This is a genomic window from Providencia sp. PROV032 (genome assembly GCF_028484875.1).
GTDB lineage: Bacteria > Pseudomonadota > Gammaproteobacteria > Enterobacterales > Enterobacteriaceae > Providencia > Providencia rettgeri_E.
Genome location: NZ_JAMPSX010000007.1, coordinates 35,270 through 52,723, shown reverse-complemented (window position 1 = coordinate 52,723; position 17,454 = coordinate 35,270). Strand labels below are relative to the sequence as shown.

Here is a 17,454-nt window from a genome sequence, read left to right as displayed (position 1 = left end):
AAAGTTATGCAAACATCGGCACGAAACAAAAAATCAGTCCTGGTCACAGGTGCATCAAGCGGTATTGGCTTTTGTGCTGCACAAACACTTCGGCAGCGTGGCTACCATGTTATTGTGGCCTGCCGTAAAGAAAGCGATATTTTGCGCCTAAAAGAGCTAGGTTATGACACAGTATCCCTTGACCTCGATGATAAGAATAGCATAGAAACCGCGGCTAAAACGGTGCTAACGCTCTGTAATCATCGCCTTTTCGGATTATTCAACAACGCGGGTTTTGGGGTGTATGGCCCATTAAATAGCGTCAGCCGCGAACAACTTGAAGCGCAATTTTCCACTAACTTTTTTGGTATTCACCAGTTAACTTTTTTGCTATTACCTGCAATGCTAGCACACCATGAAGGGCGGATTGTCCAGACTAGTTCGGTGATGGGAGTTATTTCAACCCCCGGTCGTGGCGCTTATGCCGCCAGCAAGTATGCTCTGGAGGCTTGGTCCGATGCGCTACGCTTAGAATTGGTAGGAACAGGGGTGAAAGTGAGTTTGATTGAACCGGGCCCGATCCATACGGCTTTTACTGAAAATGTTGAACAAACACAAAAAGATAAACCTGTTAAAAACCCAGGTATTGCTTCACGTTTCACCTTAACACCAGAACATGTGGTAGAAAAACTGATCCATGCGTTAGAAAGCCCGCGCCCAAAAGTACGCTATTCTGTCACGTTATTAACCGTTGCAGTGCGCATCTTAAAACGTATTTTACCTGACAAAATAATGGATAGAATACTGGCAAATAAGGGGAAAAAAGCTTGAAAAAAGTAAAATCAGCCCCATTTTATGACTATTGCTCACCAATTCTATTAATAACAAATTCAAAAGAGACTTCTTATGTTTGCTAACGCTCAGATAATTGATATTAACGAAACCAACCTACACCAAGTCATTGAACAATCAATGAACTTACCCGTCATGTTTTACTTTTGGTCACCGCGTAGCCCTCATTGCCAAGATTTCGGTACTATGTTGGAAAAAATTGCCAACGACTACGCAGGGTCATTTATTTTAGCTAAAGTTAATTGTGATGAAGAACAAATGATCGCAAGCCAGTTTGGCTTAAAAGCGATCCCTACCCTGTATGTATTGCAAAATGGTCGCCCTGTTGATGGCTTTGAAGGGCCACAGCCCGAAGAAGTGGTGCTGGAAATTTTATCTCGCGTGTTGCCAAGCCCAGAAGAAATGAAAGCAGCACAAGCCGCTGAATTAATTGCAGAAGGTAAAGCACAAGAAGCGCTGCCATTGTTAAAAGAAGCACATCAGCTGAACCCCAAAAATAGCGATATCACATTATTATTGGCAGAAACCCAAATCGGTTTAAATCTCGTTGATGATGCACAAGCTACTTTAGAAGTTGTTCCATTACAGGATAAAGACAGTCGCTACCAAGGTCTAATCGCACAAATTGAATTATTAAAACAAGCTGCGGACACGCCTGAAATTCAGCAATTACAAGATGAATTCAATCAAGATCCGCAAAATACAACGTTAGCTGTTCAGTTAGCACTAAAACTGCATGAAGTGAACCGCAACGAAGAAGCGCTGGAAATGTTATTCAGCTTCTTACGTACCGACTTGGGTGCCGGTGACGGCGCGGTAAGAAAGACCATGATGGACATTATGTCTGCAATGGGGACTGGTGATGCTATTGCCAGTAAATATCGTCGCCAAGTATATTCATTACTTTACTAATTAAGGGTTAAATATGGACTTGTTCGCCTTTGGTGCAATACCGATTATCATTTTTGTTGCTGTCGTTATTGTTTTTACCTGTGTTAAAACAGTACCTCAAGGCTTCCAATGGACGGTTGAACGCTTCGGTCGCTATACCCGTACGCTACAACCGGGCTTGCATATTATTGTGCCATTTATGGATAAAATTGGCCGTCGTATCAATATGATGGAACAAGTCCTTGATATCCCATCTCAAGAAGTTATTTCCCGCGATAACGCTAACGTCACGATTGACGCCGTCTGCTTTATTCAAGTGGTTGATCCTGTACGTGCAGCCTATGAAGTCAGTAACCTTGAGCTTTCAGTCCTGAATTTGACGATGACCAATATTCGTACCGTATTAGGTTCCATGGAACTGGACGAAATGTTGTCACAACGTGATTCCATTAATAGCCGTTTGTTGCACGTAGTGGATGAAGCAACCAACCCTTGGGGTGTCAAAATTACCCGTATCGAAATTCGTGACGTGAAACCACCAAAAGAATTGATTAGTGCGATGAATGCGCAAATGAAGGCTGAACGTACTAAACGTGCCGATATACTTGAAGCCGAAGGGATCCGCCAAGCGGCAATTTTAAAAGCTGAAGGTGAAAAACAGTCACAAATTCTCAAAGCCGAAGGGGAACGTCAGTCGGCATTTTTACAAGCCGAAGCACGTGAAAGAGCCGCGGAAGCGGAAGCAAAAGCGACACAAATGGTATCTGAAGCTATCGCAGCCGGGGATATGCAAGCAATTAACTACTTTGTGGCGCAAAAATACACTGATGCACTGACTAGTATTGGTTCCGCCGAAAATAGCAAAGTCATCATGATGCCATTAGAAGCCAGTAACTTAATGGGTGCAATTGGCGGGATCACTGAACTAATCGGTGAAAGCAAGAAAACCAGTGCCATGAAAAAGCAGGTAAAAGAATGATAGAGCTTATCAGTGCTCAACCTGCATGGTTTTGGCTGTGTCTTGGTGGGCTATTGCTGGTTGGTGAACTTCTTGGTACCGCGGGCTATCTTTTATGGTCGGGTATTGCTGCAGTACTTGTTGGGGTTATCGTTTGGGCACTGCCATTCATCGGTTGGGAGTGGCAAGGAGTCTTATTTGCCATTTTCACTGTGGTTTCTGCCGTATTATGGCGTAAATGGTTGAATAATAGGCAAAAAGGCAAAGCGGATAATGTCAATCAAATTAGCCATCAACTCATCGGTGTTAAAGGCCGTTTATTGTCAGATACTGAAGAAGGTTTTAGCAGAGTACGCCTTGCTGATGGCAGTTGGCGTGTCTATAGCGACACGCCATTAAAAGCCAACACGGAAGTCGTCGTCATCGCAGTAGACGGCATCACCTTGCAAGTTAAACCTTCTCATGATGACAACACCCACGAGCCAAATGGTCAATAATTGGGCAATCCGCCCCATCATCCCCAGGGCACACGTCCACAAGCTCTTGTAATGTATCTCGAATGGCAGACAATTTAACGATTGTCTGCTCAATTTCATTTATCTTAGCTATCGTTGTCGTTTTTACATCTGCGCTATGTCTGGTTGGATTACGAAACAAACCTAATAGTTCGCCACATTCATCTAAGGTAAAACCCACATCTTTTGCCTGTTTGAGTAATACAAGTTCGTTTAAATGACGCTCTTGATAATAGCGGTAGCTATTTTCTCCCCTTTCAGGTGGTGTAATTAGCCCTTTTTCTTCATAAAAACGAATAGCTTTTGCTGTTAGGCCTGTTTTTTTGGCAATTTCACTAATATTCATAATTCCTCTTGACCTTAACCTTGCTGGAAGGTGTAACCTTTGTTCATTGTCGAATTATAGACCTAATTGTAGATAAAGTTATAGACCCAATACATCAAACGGGTTTGGAGGCTGCAAAATGAGTAACATGATTATTTTAAAATTACAGGGGCTAAGCTGCATGCACTGTGTCGGCTCAGTCACTAAAGCGCTCGAAGGGCGCGGTGATGTCACTAACTTAAAAGTCACTATCGATTATGCTGTGATGGAAAGTGATAGCAATATCGATGACATAATTAAAACCATCGTCGATGCAGGCTATGAAGCTGAGGTGGCTAAGAGCCCAGATATCGAATTACAACTTTCTGGCCTCAATTGTATGAAATGCGCAGGTAAAACACAAAAAGCACTCGAAGAAGTTGACGGTGTCGCCGCTGCTGTTGTCGATACTACTAGCGCCAAGGTATATGGCACTGCTGATGCACAAACGTTAATCGCTGCCGTTCAACAAGCAGGCTACAACGCAGAAATTGCCCAAACTAAGGCGATCACTTTAGCCCTTTCGGGCCTAAGTTGCATGAAATGTGCCGCTAAAACACAACAAGCGCTAGAAGCGGTTGATGGTGTTGAAAGCGCAACTGTCGATACCCAAACTGCTGTTGTTCATGGTACGGCCTCCGCAGACGCCTTAGTTGCTGCGGTTCAAGCCGCTGGCTACCAAGCCACTGCGGATGAATCTCACCCAAAAACTGAGCCGCTGAGTACCACAACTGAACAGCCGGAAGCTGATTCAGCGGCAATCTGTGAGATCCCGGCACAAGAGTCTGATTTAGGTGAACAACCTGAAATTAGCCCAATGGATGACAGTGTACAGTTACTGCTTGATGGCATGACCTGTGCCAGTTGTGTCAATAAAGTTCAGAAAGCCTTAAATAGCGTACCGGGTGTTGAAAATGCACGGGTCAACTTAGCAGAGCGCAGTGCTTTAGTCACCGGAACTGCTGAACCTAACGATTTAATCGACGCGGTTGTCAAAGCAGGCTATGGCGCGGAGATCATTCAAGATGAAGCCAAACGCCGTGAGCGCCAACAAGAAGTCGCGCAAGCCAATATGCGCCGCTTCCGTTGGCAATCAGCATTAGCTCTTGCCCTTGGTATCCCTGTGATGGTATGGGGGATGATGGGCGATAACATGGTGCTGACTGAGCAAAACCATACCATTTGGCTTACCATTGGTGTATTAACCCTTGCGGTCATGGTATTTGCAGGTGGGCACTTTTATCGCAATGCATGGCAAAGCCTAAAAAATGGCAGTGCCACCATGGATACCTTAGTTGCGTTAGGAACGGGAGCGGCTTGGCTCTATTCAATTGTAGTGAATATTTGGCCTGATTTATTCCCAGATCAAGCTCGCCACCTTTATTATGAAGCCAGTGCCATGATCATCGGTCTTATTAACCTTGGTCATGCCCTAGAACAGCGAGCTCGCCAACGTTCATCAAAAGCTCTTGAACGACTGCTAGACCTAACACCGCCAACTGCCCGTGTTGTCACAGAGCAAGGCGAAGTGGATATGCCACTGGAGCAAGTCAAAAAAGGGATGGTTTTACGCTTAGCTACGGGTGATCGTGTACCTGTGGATGGTGAAATTATCGAAGGCGAAGTCTGGTTAGACGAAGCCATGCTAACCGGTGAGCCGATCCCACAGCAAAAGAGTAAAGGGGATCAAGTCCATGCCGGAACCGTGGTACAAGATGGTACCGTGCTATTCCGTGCCGCTGCTGTCGGTAGCCAAACGACTTTAGCACGAATTATCCACCTTGTTCGCCAAGCACAAAGTAGTAAACCACAAATTGGCCAGCTTGCTGACCGTATTTCTGCGGTATTCGTGCCTGTAGTTGTTGCTATTGCTTTGATTTCAGGGGCTATTTGGTATTTTGTTGGTCCTGCGCCACAAATAACTTACGCATTGGTTATTACCACAACGGTATTAATTATTGCGTGTCCTTGTGCGCTAGGCCTTGCAACACCAATGTCGATCATTTCTGGCGTGGGCCGAGCCGCTGAGTTTGGCGTGTTAGTACGCGATGCGGATGCGTTACAGCAAGCCAGTGAGTTAGATACCATTGTGTTTGATAAAACAGGTACATTAACTGAAGGAATGCCTCAAGTTACGGATATCCATGTGTTTAATGGGTTCGAACAAGACACCGCCTTACAGTATGCCGCTTCATTAGAAAATGGCTCTAATCACCCACTAGCCCGCGCTGTTTTAAATCGCGCAAAAGGTTTAACACTGCCGGCTAATGAACAATTTAGAACCTTAGCTGGGTTAGGCATTAGCGCAATAATTAACGGCCAAACTATTCTGTTAGGTAACCAAAAACTGTTAGCGCAAAATAATGTTGATACCCTTGACGTAGAAGAAACGCTACACCAACAAGCGACTCAAGGCGTAACACCTGTTCTACTGGCTGTTGATGGTAAAGTTGCCGCACTGTTATCTATCCGTGACCCATTGCGTGAAGATAGCATAAGTGCACTGGCGCGGTTACATAAACAAGGTTTCCGTTTAGTCATGTTAACCGGAGACAACCCAGTAACCGCCAATGCAATAGCCAAAGAAGCGGGTATTGATGAAGTGATTGCGGGTGTCATGCCAGACGGCAAATCTGCGGCAATTGAAGCCTTACAAGCCAAAGGGCACAAAGTGGCAATGGTGGGTGATGGTATCAATGATGCACCTGCTCTCGCTCGAGCTGACGTTGGTATTGCGATGGGGGGCGGTAGTGACATTGCGATTGAGACCGCATCGATTACCCTGATGCGCCAAAGCTTACATGGCGTTGCCGATGCGGTGTCTATTTCAAAAGGAACACTGCGTAACATGAAACAAAACCTGTTTGGTGCCTTTGTTTATAATACATTAGGCATACCTATCGCGGCGGGGATTTTATACCCAATTACGGGGACTTTACTTAACCCTGTCGTTGCAGGTGCGGCAATGGCGCTATCGTCAATAACGGTCGTGAGCAATGCCAACCGGTTATTACGCTTTAAACCTGAGAAATAAGAGCTAACTTATTGATATTTTATTCCTATTATATTAAATAACATATTAAAGGGCCTCAAATTACTGAGGCCCTTTATATTAAAAGTATCGGAAACTACCAGAAAACAGCATATAACATAGCGAAAATAATAAAGATGGCATATGACGAGATATTAAATGCCGTACTCGTTTTAAACTCTTTCGCTGTCAGTATAATCGCCTTCGGATCATCATCACCTGTATTATTAGTCAAACTCACTACAAAAATACAAACGATAGTAAACAGGAATGTATATAGCATTTGATCTAAGAATGGCATACCAAATGGCATCAACTTAAGGAATAAGGCGAATGGAATTGATAAAACCACTCCCCAAATAGCGCCTTTAGACGTTGCTTTCTTCCAGTATATCCCTAATAAGAAGACCGCTAAAATCCCTGGGCTGACTAAACCAGTATATTCTTGAATATACTGAAACGCTTGCCCCAGATTTTTCAATAATGGTGCAATAAAACTCGCAATAATTAATGAAATAATGGCAGAAAAGCGACCGACATTAACTAAAACTTTTTGGCTAGCTTTAGGCGCAATGTACTCTTTATAGATATCCATCGTAAATATTGTCGCGATAGAGTTAAGCATTGAAGCTAATGAAGAGACAATTGCTGCAGTTAAAGCTGCAAATACAAGCCCTTTAACACCTGCAGGTAAAAATTGAGCTAACCATGGGTAAGCTTTATCCGCTTGTTCAAAGCTTGGCAAATTAAATGTCGCATATTCTCCTAATCCAGCCAATAAAGCAGGGTCATTTACAATAACATAAGCTGCTATTCCCGGTATAACCACAATGATAGGCAATAAAAATTTAATAAAGGCAGCAAAAACTAATCCTTTTTGCGCTTCATTTGTTGATTTAGCCGCTAATGCTCTTTGAATAATATATTGATTAAATCCGAAATAGTATAAGTTAGCGACCCACAATCCCCCGAGTAAAACAGCGATACCCGGTAAATTTTCAAATTGAGGGTGGTCTTTACTAAGGATCATTTCGAAATGATCTGGTGCCGCTTGCGTTAATTGGCCTAACCCTGAGAAAAAGCCTTGTTCTCCGCCAATGTAGTCTATCGCTAAAAATGCAGTTAAAAAACCGCCAAGAATGAGCACAAAAACTTGAACAACGTCAGTCCATGCTACAGCAGATAACCCACCATAAACTGAATAGACGACAGCAAATATTGATAGCCCTGCAATCGCATACATCATTGGTACATTTAGAATCGTTTCTAATGCTAATGCACCTAAATATAATACGGAGGTTAGATTTACAAAAACAAATAACCCTATCCAGAAAATAGCCAGAATTGTTTTTAACGATTTATTGTAACGTTTCTCAACAAACTCCGGTATTGTATAGATTCCTTCTTTTAAAAAAATTGGTAATATAAATTTAGCTACAACCACTAATCCTATTGCAGCAATCCATTCATATGCTGAAATCGCTAACCCAATTGAAAAACCAGAACCAGACATGCCGATAAACTGCTCTGCGGATATATTCGCTGCAATTATTGAGGCACCTATCGCCCACCAAGGTAAGCTTTTACTTGCAAGGAAATAATCCTCAGTTGTTTTTGTTTGACCATTTTTCGTTCTGGAAACCCATAAGCCAATTCCAATAATAACGATCGCATAAGTAATAAAAATCACATAGTCTAAAGTACTTAAACCAATTATTTCTGTGTTCATAGTGTATTCTCCACACTAATCTTGCATAACGGCACTACGACCGCCATCAATTAAAATTGTTGTCCCTGCAATAAAACCAGCATCATTACTCGATAGAAATAAACAAAGCTTACCTACTTCTTCCGGCTTACCTATCCGCTTAACACAATGCTTATTTTCAATTTCTTGGCGTGCTTTATGTGAATCAGCAAAAGAGTCAAAATAGGTTTGATTACCTTCTGTATCAATAAAACCCGGTGCAATACCGACCGTTCTTATTGTGGGTCCCCAATTTAACATTAAGCTTTGAACGAGAGATAGAAGAGCCCCTTTGCTAATATTATAAGGTGCGCATTCTGGTAATGTGTGATATGCATGATTAGATGTAATAATAATAATTACGCCATTACTTTTTTCTAATAATGGCTTAAACGCTTTAGCCATTCTCCAATGTGATTTTAAATTCAAGTCAAAATTGTGATCCCAATCTTCTTCCTCACAATCGATACCTTTGAATATATTTTTCCCTGCATTTGAAACTAAAATATTAATTACCCCAAACTTTTCACTTACTATTTTTGAAAAACTTGTGATTTCGTCTTTTTTAGAAACATCAACTTCATAATAATGAAAATTATCAATGTATTTTTCTGCTAAAAGAGAAATGTTTTTATTTTCAGGTTCACAAGCGCATCCAATAACAATATCTCCATTCTTCAAATACGTTTCACAAATACTATAGCCAATACCTTGACTGACGCCAGTAACAACAACGACTCTAGAATTATTATTCATATTAAGATACCTGTTCTATCTTTTGCTATGTTTATTAATTATTTTTTATTTCAGGATTAACTAATTTAGCGGGAATGAGAAATATCAAAGGTGCACACAAAGCAAGAAAACCGGCTAAAATAAGTAACCCAATACCAGAACTACCTGTTAAATCATTTAACCATCCTAAAACTGTCGGCCCAAAAAAACCTGCCAGATTTCCAACCGAGTTGACTAACGCTATACCAGCAGCTGCAGCAGTTCCTGAGAAAATCGTACCCGGTAAACTCATATAAGTAGGGATCAGAGCTAAAGTTCCTGAAATCGCAACACAAATCCAAAACATCATTGCTATTGTTGAACCTTCATTTAAAGAACTAAATACTAGCCCTATAGAACCTAATATCGCAGGAATAGCAATATGCCAACGTCTCTCTTTTTTAAGATCTGAGTGATAACTATTCCACAACATAAATACAGAACCAAATAAATAGGGTAATGCCGCTATAAAGCCAATAGATAAGTCATCAGTTATCCCAGACGATTTAATGATAGATGGCAACCAGAAATTAATTCCATAATAACCAATATTAAAACTAAAGAAAATCAGTGATAATAGCCAAACATATTTATTTTTTAACAAATCTTTCAAACTAACAGCAATTTTTCCATCGCTATTTTTCTTCTTTTGCTCTCCATCTTTTTTTAGATCATTTTGTATGACCAATTTCTCTTCATCTGTTAACCATTTTGCTGATTTAACATCATTATCTAAATATTTTAAAACAACAAAAGCCAATAAAAATGAAGGTATTGCTTCAACCAAGAAAAGCCATTGCCAATTGTACCAAGGCCCAACACCGTCAAATATTTTTAGAATAAAACCTGATAGTGGGCTACCTAAAATTGTCGATAAAGGTGTTACTAATATAAATAACCCCAATGTTTTAGCTGAACGCCATGATGGAAACCATAGCGTCAAGTAGAAAACAATCCCTGGAAAGAATCCCGCTTCCGCAACACCTAATAAAAAACGGACAACGTAGAATTGGGTCGGTGTTTGAACAAACATCGTTAATGCAGATAATATTGACCAACTGACCATTATTCTAGCGATCCAAAACCTCGCACCATATCGCTGCATTAATAAGTTGCTAGGTACTTCAAATAAAAAATAGCCAATAAAAAATATACCAGCTCCGAGCCCGTAAACTGTATTACTAAAGCTAAGATCCTCCTGCATATGTAATTTTGCGAAACCTACATTTACTCTATCTAGGTAAGCAAAAAAATAACATAGCACAAGGAAAGGAATTAACCTAAATATCACTTTCCTATAAACTTTATCTTTTTCTTTCTCTATTATTTTATCATTTTCAGAGAACAGTGATGAATTAGCCATATCACCCCCCACCTTTAATTGGTGTTAAGTTAAATTCATTCATAAATTTAGCAATTATTTTCATATCATCATTATTCAGTGGGTAATTGGGTTTTCGACAATAATCGCTTTTTAAAATCCCTCTTTCATTTAGAATTGTTTTTTCTACTTGAATAATATATTCGCAATGTGTCATCCATTGAGTAATATATTTCAATAATCGACCATGTAACTCCCTCGCTTTATCTTTTTCTTGATTTATCCAAAGACGATATATTTCGACATAAATTTCCGAAAAAGAGCAGCCTGGCATAACACCTTTCCCACCAATATCTAGCATGTCAAGCATATAGAGGCCTGCATAGCCATTAAGTACTACAGCATCAGGGGCATAGCTCAAGAATTCTTGGGTATATTCTGTCGGAGGATTACACTCTATTTTGAAAACCGCATTAGGATAAATTTCACTCCACTGCGCCATTTTTGATGGCGTAATAAGAAACCCCGTTTCATTGGGAGCATATTGCAACATAACAGGAATTGATACTGATTCTAATACCTCTTGAATATGCTTCTCAACCGCAGCCTGAGATGGATTCAAAAAAAAGGGAGGAAGCAGCATCAATGCATCCGCACCAAGCTGTTCATATTTTTTTGCTCTTTTAACTGCATTTTCAGTTGAATGATCAGTGACTGACAATGCCTTATAAAAATTAACCTCTGATTGATTAAGGTAAATATCTGCTAGTAAATCACGCTCATAATCATTAAATTTAGCAAATTCACTCGCAACACCAAATAGCGTTGCACCATTAACACCAATCGAATTTAAATAAGAAATAATATTAGAAAAACCCTGTTCATCTATTTCACCATATTTATCAAATGGTGCAGCAATAATTGGATTAACACCAATTATGTCTTTAACTTGATATTTCATTACAGATCCTCATCATCAATAAATATAGCGCCAAGAGCTGCTGAAGAAGTACTTTTTCGATATAAACGTAAAAAACCACGGGGAACTTCTTTTCGAATTGGAGTCCAATTTTGCTTTCTAGAATCTAAAATTTCATCTGATACTTTTAGTGATATTTGTCGATTAGGAATATCTATAACTATAGAGTCACCATCTTCAATTAAACCAATAATCCCTCCTTCTACAGCCTCAGGAGACATATGGCCAACAAATAAACCTCGATTAGAGCCAGAAAATCTTCCATCTGTAATGAGTGCACAACTGTCTGATAAATTCATACCTTCGAGTAATTTCATCGGTAGGTACATTTCAGGCATGCCCGGCCCTCCTTTTGGCCCCTCATAACGTAGGACAAGAACGCTACCAGGTTTTACTTGACCATTCATAATTGCATCAACAGATTCTTTCTCACTATTAAAGGTGATTGCTTTGCCTTCAAAAAACATCAGGTTTTCAGGAACCGCGGCAGGTTTAACCACACAACCTAGAGGCGACAAATTACCTGTCAGAACCGCAATTCCTGACTCTTTGCGAACAGGATCACGCAAGGTTTTTATGACTTCTGGGCGTGTTGTCTTCACATTTCTGGCTAACAAAGCACCTTTTTCTTCACCATCAACAGTCATTGTGTCTGAAAATAAAATAGATGAAATTTCATGCTCGACGGCAGGAACGCCACCTGCTTCCCAATAATCAATCATGTCGTGCTCTGATGCGGGATATAAAGCAGATACTAGAGGAACTTTATAACTCAATTCATCAAATGATTTTAAAGGCAAGTGCCCTAGTCCTGCTTCATAATGAATCGCTTGTAAGTGAAGAATGGCATTCGTTGACCCGCCTGTTGCCAGTAGGTAAGCCATTGCATTATGTATAGATTTCTTATTAATAATTTGACGTGCGGTGATATCTTTCAGTACTAAAGAAACTATCTTTTTTCCTGACTCAATAGCAATCAACCTACGCTCCTTCGATACCGCAGGCAACGTGCTACCTCCAGATAAAGACATCCCCATCGCTTCTGCAATACAGCACATCGTATTCGCTGTACCATACATTGTGCATGAACCTGGCCCAGGCTCTGCGATATTTTCTATATGTTCAAATTCGGCCTCATCGATTAACCCTTGTTTTTTCCATCCAATTGCTTCCGTTATTATGTTTCCGTCCCAATGTTTTCCTTTATATTCAGCTGGATACATTGGTCCACCATTAACAAGGATCGCAGGGACATCTAAACGCGCTGCGGCCATTAGCATAGCTGGAACTATCTTGTCACAAGAACCGAGTAGCACCATTCCATCAAATCGATGCGCCCTCATCATACATTCAATAGAAGCGGTGATAACTTCACGGGATGCTAAGACATAACGCATACCAAAATGACCTTCCGCAATACCATCACAAGGCGCGATAGTACCGAAAACCATACCGACACCGCCTCCTTCATCGATCCCTTTTAATACATTTTCGGTAAGTTCATTTAGATTAACGTGACCCGCAGTTGCATTAGTGTAGCTATTAACTACCGCAATAACTGGGCGTTTTAATTGTTCTGTCGTGTGGCCACTTGCTTTATATAAAGCTCGTTTTAAAGCCCCACTGTCTCCTTGTAAACTCGGGTTAAAGTGTGTATTACAAGAAGAACACCCTCCACAATTACTCATTATTTTCTCCATCAATTTTTACAGTACAAATGTATTACTAGGTTGACCAATAAAATTTGTTTTAATGGACGTTACCATTCCATCATTTATCGTTATTTTTTCTAATCCGTCATAAGCAGAAGTTACATAAAGAGTTGAATGGTCAACTCCTGAAAATAGGCAACTTGTTGGTTGAGAGGAATCAACTATTATTCTTCCTATTAATTGCATTGAATTATTCAGGTCGTATAAAGCGAGACATTTATCTCCCCAGCAAGCATTAATTAAAATACCCTCTTTGGTTAGAGCTGAACCATCTGCAATATAATTAACTGGATACTCTTTAATCGCATTTGTATTTAAATCTTTTCGATAAAAAACTTTACGTCCTGAGTCTGCAAACCAAAACCCACCGCCAAACCACTGCATGGTATTCGGGATTAGTAAATTAGAATGAATACAGTTCAATTCCTTTCTTTCAGCATTGAACTCATAAATCACACCAATAGGATTATTCGCATTTTTATCCATTACACTGATAAAAATATTTCCATCAGGTGAGACTTGGCATTCATTTGTTCTTATTTTTTTATTATTAAATTTAAATTCAAAGTAAACACTCAACTCTCTTGTCTTATAGTTTAAGACATAAATTCCATCGATATTAATCAAAACAAATAGGTCTTTTATATTTGTAGGTAAAACAGCACTTGTTAACGTTGGAATATTCTGTACTTCTACAGCATCACTTAAATTAGGGTAAAACCTAAACAATTTCCCTTTTTTAATATCAACCCAAAGTAGTGAATTCGTGTGATAACACCAAATTGGTGACTCACCCAATTCAGCTTGGGGGCTTTTTATAATTTTAGTATCAAATGCAAAAATACTTTTTGACATTATCGATTATTCCATGCATCAATTAATTCATCTGCATTTTTCAAGACTTCTTCAACGCTCATCGTTGGCTTATATAGGCTTCCACCAATACCGAATCCATTAGCCCCTGATTTTATATATGCGTTTAATTGATTCGAATCCGCGGAAATCCCCCCAACAGGAAAATATAAGCCTGTTTTAGGCAGAACAGTTAACATTGCACTCAGTACTTTTGGAGTGATCATATCTGCGGGATAAAACTTTAAAATATCTGCACCATATTCTATTGCATTAAAAGCTTCAGTCACTGTGTAAACACCAGGACAACTAATCATTTGTAGATCTTTAGTTTTTCGAACAACATCTTCATTCAAATTAGGCGATATAATAATTTCCCCACCAATATCTTTGATTTTTTGAACCTGTTCTGTTTTTAGAACGGTTCCTGCACCAATAATTGCTTGGTTACCAAACTCTTTAATTAACAATTCAATAACTTCATATGCATAATCGGTATTTAAGGGTACTTCTATATATTTTATCCCCTTATTAATCAAACCACGACAAACTGGAATTGCATGTTCTACCGTTAACCCTCTCAATATAGCAATAAATGGATATTTATTATTACTCCAATTCACCTTAAACTCTATTCCATTTTTCATTTTAATTACCTAATTGATTAATTAATTTGTAAGCACCTTTTAGAAAGCACTCATTACCAGACACATACTCCATATTTAGTCCAAAGTATTTTCCTGCGACAATATATTTTTCACCTAATGACTCATTTGTAATAACCCATATTTTGTTTTCACACTCAACATTATTTAATTCGATTCCAATTAAAATCCCCGACAAGTAACTACCAACATACTCAGCAGGTATTTCTTTATTTAATTGTTTCGTTCTGGCAGAAAAAATTAAATGTGTAAATGGGATATTTTTCTTTGACTTTTCGAGTCCCATTAAGAAATATTTTTCATTATCAATCTGTTTTGGTAATCCTTTACCAATCATTGATGATTTTATTAATAAGGAGTAGAGTTCTCCCGTCATAAAGCTAGTAAAGGTTTTAATTTCACCATGAGAAATAACGCTGTGCTTACTATGTGTGCCAGGCAAAATTGCATAAGTATCCGCACTGTCTACTAATCCTAGTAATTGGGTTTCTTCTCCACGCATAACATCTGGTAATGCATACTGGCTTAGATTTTGAATACCTGGAACAATCCATGCTTTACTACCCCAGTATGTGGTTATTTCTTTCAGTGACTCAGTTAATCCCTTTGCGGTTATTGGTACTGCTTGATATGGAACTTCATACCACCCTTTTTGGGAACCAACCATTCCAGCTAATAAAATAGGAAGGTGCCCTTTCGATGTCAGCCAATGCTCAATATTACGGTGTAAAACAACATCAAATTGATTTTCAGTAACGGATAAAATCCCTTCGGTTCCAATAACCTCATCAATGACTTCATCTTTTTCCATTAAAAAGGCACGAAAATTTGTAGTACCCCAATCAACCGCGATCCAATACACTTTGTCCACCCCTCAATCTTGTAATACAAGTTTATATAATTTGTATCACATGATTTTATTGTGTCAACTAGCTCAAAATAGGAGGAAAATAATAAACAATTGATAATGCTGGATTTACTGGCATTTGTGGGATAATTTGTTTTTATTATTTGTTATCTACGTCTACTTTTTTGTAAGTATAAGATTTACCTTACAGTAAAAATAAACTGTATAGCTGACGGTAGAATCGATATCCGTTACGTTATTGTAATCACACGAACAAAGATCAGCAGGCAGTTGGACGTCAATCATGATAGATTGTTACAGTCCTCACTATTACATCAAAATAAGGTTTTAATTTAATGGCCGAGCCTCAGCAAACATTAGCTCAATCGATCATGCAACAAATCGGGATGCAAATTATTCTTGGGCATTATAAAGACAATATGCTGCCTGGTGAAAATGAGCTCGCACAACAATTTTCTGCGTCAAGAACGTCAATTCGCAATGCACTACAGCAACTTTCTAGTAAAGGGCTTATTTCTATTCAACCAAAGAAAAGAAGTGTTATTAATCCAAGAGATGAATGGAATTTTCTTGATTTCGACCTACTTAAATGGGTTGGCAAAGCAGGAGTTTCTCCTGAACTATTCAAACAGCTCGTTGTATTAAGACTCATGTTTGAACCTAATGCTTCTGCACTCGCCGCCAGCTTTGCTACAGGGGCAGATTTAGCAGACTTAGAGAAAGCCTGGTTTTTAATGCAAAAAGGCCATGAACAAGATTCTTTGGCTTTATTTGAACAAGGTGATATTGACTTCCACTACGCATTACTCAAAGCATGTCATAACCCTTTTTTATTCTCAATTGGGAATGCTATTCAAGAAGCACTCATTTTATCGTTTAAACATACGCAAGAAAAAAGTGCGAGAGAAACAACCGAGTCAGTTAAAATGCATAAATTATTGTTTGATGCGATCCGCTTAAAAGACAGCCATAACGCAAAAAAACTGATGAAAGAAATTATTTTAACTGCTGCGACTCGTCATTTTCCAAATTTAGATCAAGAAAAATATTTAGATATTTTAGATCACTAACTAAAATTGGCCATAATATTGATAGTTTCCAGATTCTATTTACACTATACATCGACTTCCCTACGTCATTTAAAGTATAAAAATGATGCAAACTTACACGAAGACAACTAAAGCGGATTAAATTTATACTAACTAAGATGTTATTATGTGAAAGCTAAGCCTATACTTATAAATAGTTGGTTATTTAATATTTGGAGTACAAAATGCTTAATATTGATCGTGAGAAACTCGCCAAACTTGCGGGAGAAGAGTTTAAAAAACAACGCACCTTTCTAATGATCTTATCCATTTTACTGTTAGCGGGTGGGCTTTTTTGTATCATCAACCCGATGATCTCCGGTATTGCCGTCAGTACAGTACTGGGCGTACTCCTGATTATTGGAGGTGTTGGTGCAATAGTCAGCATCTTAAGCACGGTGATTTATACTGGTTGGTCTCGGTTGTTTGGTTTTATTATTGGCCTTATTTATATTATTGTCGGCTACTCTTTCATTAAAGACCCATTACAAAGTCTGGTCGCTTTGGCTATTTTAGTCGCAGCATTATTTATCGTGGGTGGAGTGATCCGGCTCTATGTCGGTTTCCAAAAAATTAGCTCAGCCAGTGGCTGGTTACAAATCATCATTGGGCTGCTAGATTTCTTTATTGCCTATTTACTCATCGGTAATGGCCCAATTACATCAATTACCTTACTGACAACCCTAATTGGGATCGAAATGGTGTTTAGTTCCTTTAGCTTATTCGCTTTACTCAGTGTATTTAAAAGCATTAGTAAGAATAACTAACCTTATAATGCCCCTGTAATAGGGGCATTTTTTTGCATTATTTCGCCTCCACGAAAAAACCAGTTAGCTAAAAAATGCGTAATCAATGATA

The 17,454-nt window shown here is 39.2% G+C and carries 16 protein-coding genes; 7 read left to right on the top strand and 9 right to left on the bottom strand.

Translation table 11 applies throughout. From position 1 onward, the window contains the following. Nucleotides 1–6 precede the first annotated feature (6 nt). From PSF42_RS07860 to PSF42_RS07845, 4 genes are all read left to right on the top strand, one after another. Nucleotides 7–810, top strand: a complete 804-nt coding sequence (locus PSF42_RS07860) for an SDR family oxidoreductase (RefSeq protein WP_272679773.1) — start codon at nt 7–9, stop codon at nt 808–810. Between the two features lie 75 nt (nt 811–885). Next, nucleotides 886–1,743 carry a co-chaperone YbbN gene (locus PSF42_RS07855; RefSeq protein ID WP_125891548.1) on the top strand — a complete coding sequence of 286 codons (858 nt, stop codon included), beginning with the start codon at nt 886–888 and terminating at the stop codon, nt 1,741–1,743. Nucleotides 1,744–1,756: 13 nt separating this feature from the next. Further along, nucleotides 1,757–2,701 (top strand): SPFH domain-containing protein, encoded by a 945-nt coding sequence (locus PSF42_RS07850; protein ID WP_004260315.1) that lies wholly within the window; start codon nt 1,757–1,759, stop codon nt 2,699–2,701. Then, a complete protein-coding gene (locus tag PSF42_RS07845) occupies nt 2,698–3,177 on the top strand; it encodes an NfeD family protein (protein ID WP_125891549.1) in 480 nt (159 codons plus the stop codon). The genes PSF42_RS07850 and PSF42_RS07845 overlap by 4 nt, the downstream gene beginning before the upstream one ends. Here the strand turns inward: PSF42_RS07845 and cueR are convergent. Then, a complete protein-coding gene (cueR, locus tag PSF42_RS07840; protein WP_213913914.1) occupies nt 3,131–3,541 on the bottom strand; it encodes a Cu(I)-responsive transcriptional regulator in 411 nt (136 codons plus the stop codon). The genes PSF42_RS07845 and cueR overlap by 47 nt on opposite strands. Nucleotides 3,542–3,659: 118 nt before the next feature. On the opposite strand from cueR, the gene copA reads away from it, so the two are divergent. After that, nucleotides 3,660–6,593, top strand: coding sequence for a copper-exporting P-type ATPase CopA (copA, locus tag PSF42_RS07835; RefSeq protein ID WP_272679772.1), 2,934 nt, complete (start codon nt 3,660–3,662; stop codon nt 6,591–6,593). Nucleotides 6,594–6,687: 94 nt separating this feature from the next. Here copA and PSF42_RS07830 read toward each other — a convergent pair whose 3' ends face one another. From PSF42_RS07830 to PSF42_RS07795, 8 genes are read right to left on the bottom strand one after another with little or no spacing between them, the layout of a single operon-like run. Next, the gene (locus tag PSF42_RS07830; RefSeq protein WP_125891552.1) at nt 6,688–8,319 is read right to left on the bottom strand and encodes a sodium/sugar symporter; all 1,632 of its coding nucleotides are present in this window, start codon (nt 8,317–8,319) and stop codon (nt 6,688–6,690) included. 15 nt (nt 8,320–8,334) lie between these two features. Next, the gene (locus PSF42_RS07825) at nt 8,335–9,093 is read right to left on the bottom strand and encodes an SDR family NAD(P)-dependent oxidoreductase (protein WP_125891553.1); all 759 of its coding nucleotides are present in this window, start codon (nt 9,091–9,093) and stop codon (nt 8,335–8,337) included. Between the two features lie 34 nt (nt 9,094–9,127). Next, nucleotides 9,128–10,474, bottom strand: a complete 1,347-nt coding sequence (locus tag PSF42_RS07820; protein WP_272679771.1) for an MFS transporter — start codon at nt 10,472–10,474, stop codon at nt 9,128–9,130. A 1-nt stretch (nt 10,475) separates the two neighbouring features. Further along, nucleotides 10,476–11,393: a dihydrodipicolinate synthase family protein gene (locus PSF42_RS07815; RefSeq protein WP_125891555.1), complete on the bottom strand. Its 918-nt coding sequence runs from the start codon at nt 11,391–11,393 to the stop codon at nt 10,476–10,478. After that, a complete protein-coding gene (gene ilvD / locus PSF42_RS07810) occupies nt 11,393–13,099 on the bottom strand; it encodes a dihydroxy-acid dehydratase (RefSeq protein WP_213913910.1) in 1,707 nt (568 codons plus the stop codon). The genes PSF42_RS07815 and ilvD overlap by 1 nt, the downstream gene beginning before the upstream one ends. An 18-nt stretch (nt 13,100–13,117) precedes the next feature. After that, nucleotides 13,118–13,978, bottom strand: coding sequence for an SMP-30/gluconolactonase/LRE family protein (locus tag PSF42_RS07805; RefSeq protein WP_272679770.1), 861 nt, complete (start codon nt 13,976–13,978; stop codon nt 13,118–13,120). Next, nucleotides 13,978–14,622 carry a 2-dehydro-3-deoxy-6-phosphogalactonate aldolase gene (locus PSF42_RS07800; protein ID WP_272679769.1) on the bottom strand — a complete coding sequence of 215 codons (645 nt, stop codon included), beginning with the start codon at nt 14,620–14,622 and terminating at the stop codon, nt 13,978–13,980. Before PSF42_RS07800 ends, PSF42_RS07805 begins: the two co-directional genes overlap by 1 nt. Before the next feature lies 1 nt (nt 14,623). After that, complete coding sequence (locus PSF42_RS07795) at nt 14,624–15,502, bottom strand: 2-dehydro-3-deoxygalactonokinase (RefSeq protein ID WP_125891559.1); 879 nt, start codon at nt 15,500–15,502, stop codon at nt 14,624–14,626. Between the two features lie 341 nt (nt 15,503–15,843). Here PSF42_RS07795 and PSF42_RS07790 point away from each other — a divergent pair, with 341 nt between their 5' ends. Further along, nucleotides 15,844–16,578, top strand: a complete 735-nt coding sequence (locus PSF42_RS07790) for a FadR/GntR family transcriptional regulator (RefSeq protein WP_125891560.1) — start codon at nt 15,844–15,846, stop codon at nt 16,576–16,578. A 203-nt stretch (nt 16,579–16,781) separates the two neighbouring features. Beyond that, nucleotides 16,782–17,363 (top strand): HdeD family acid-resistance protein, encoded by a 582-nt coding sequence (locus PSF42_RS07785; RefSeq protein ID WP_272679768.1) that lies wholly within the window; start codon nt 16,782–16,784, stop codon nt 17,361–17,363. The last annotated feature ends 91 nt before the right edge of the window (nt 17,364–17,454 follow it).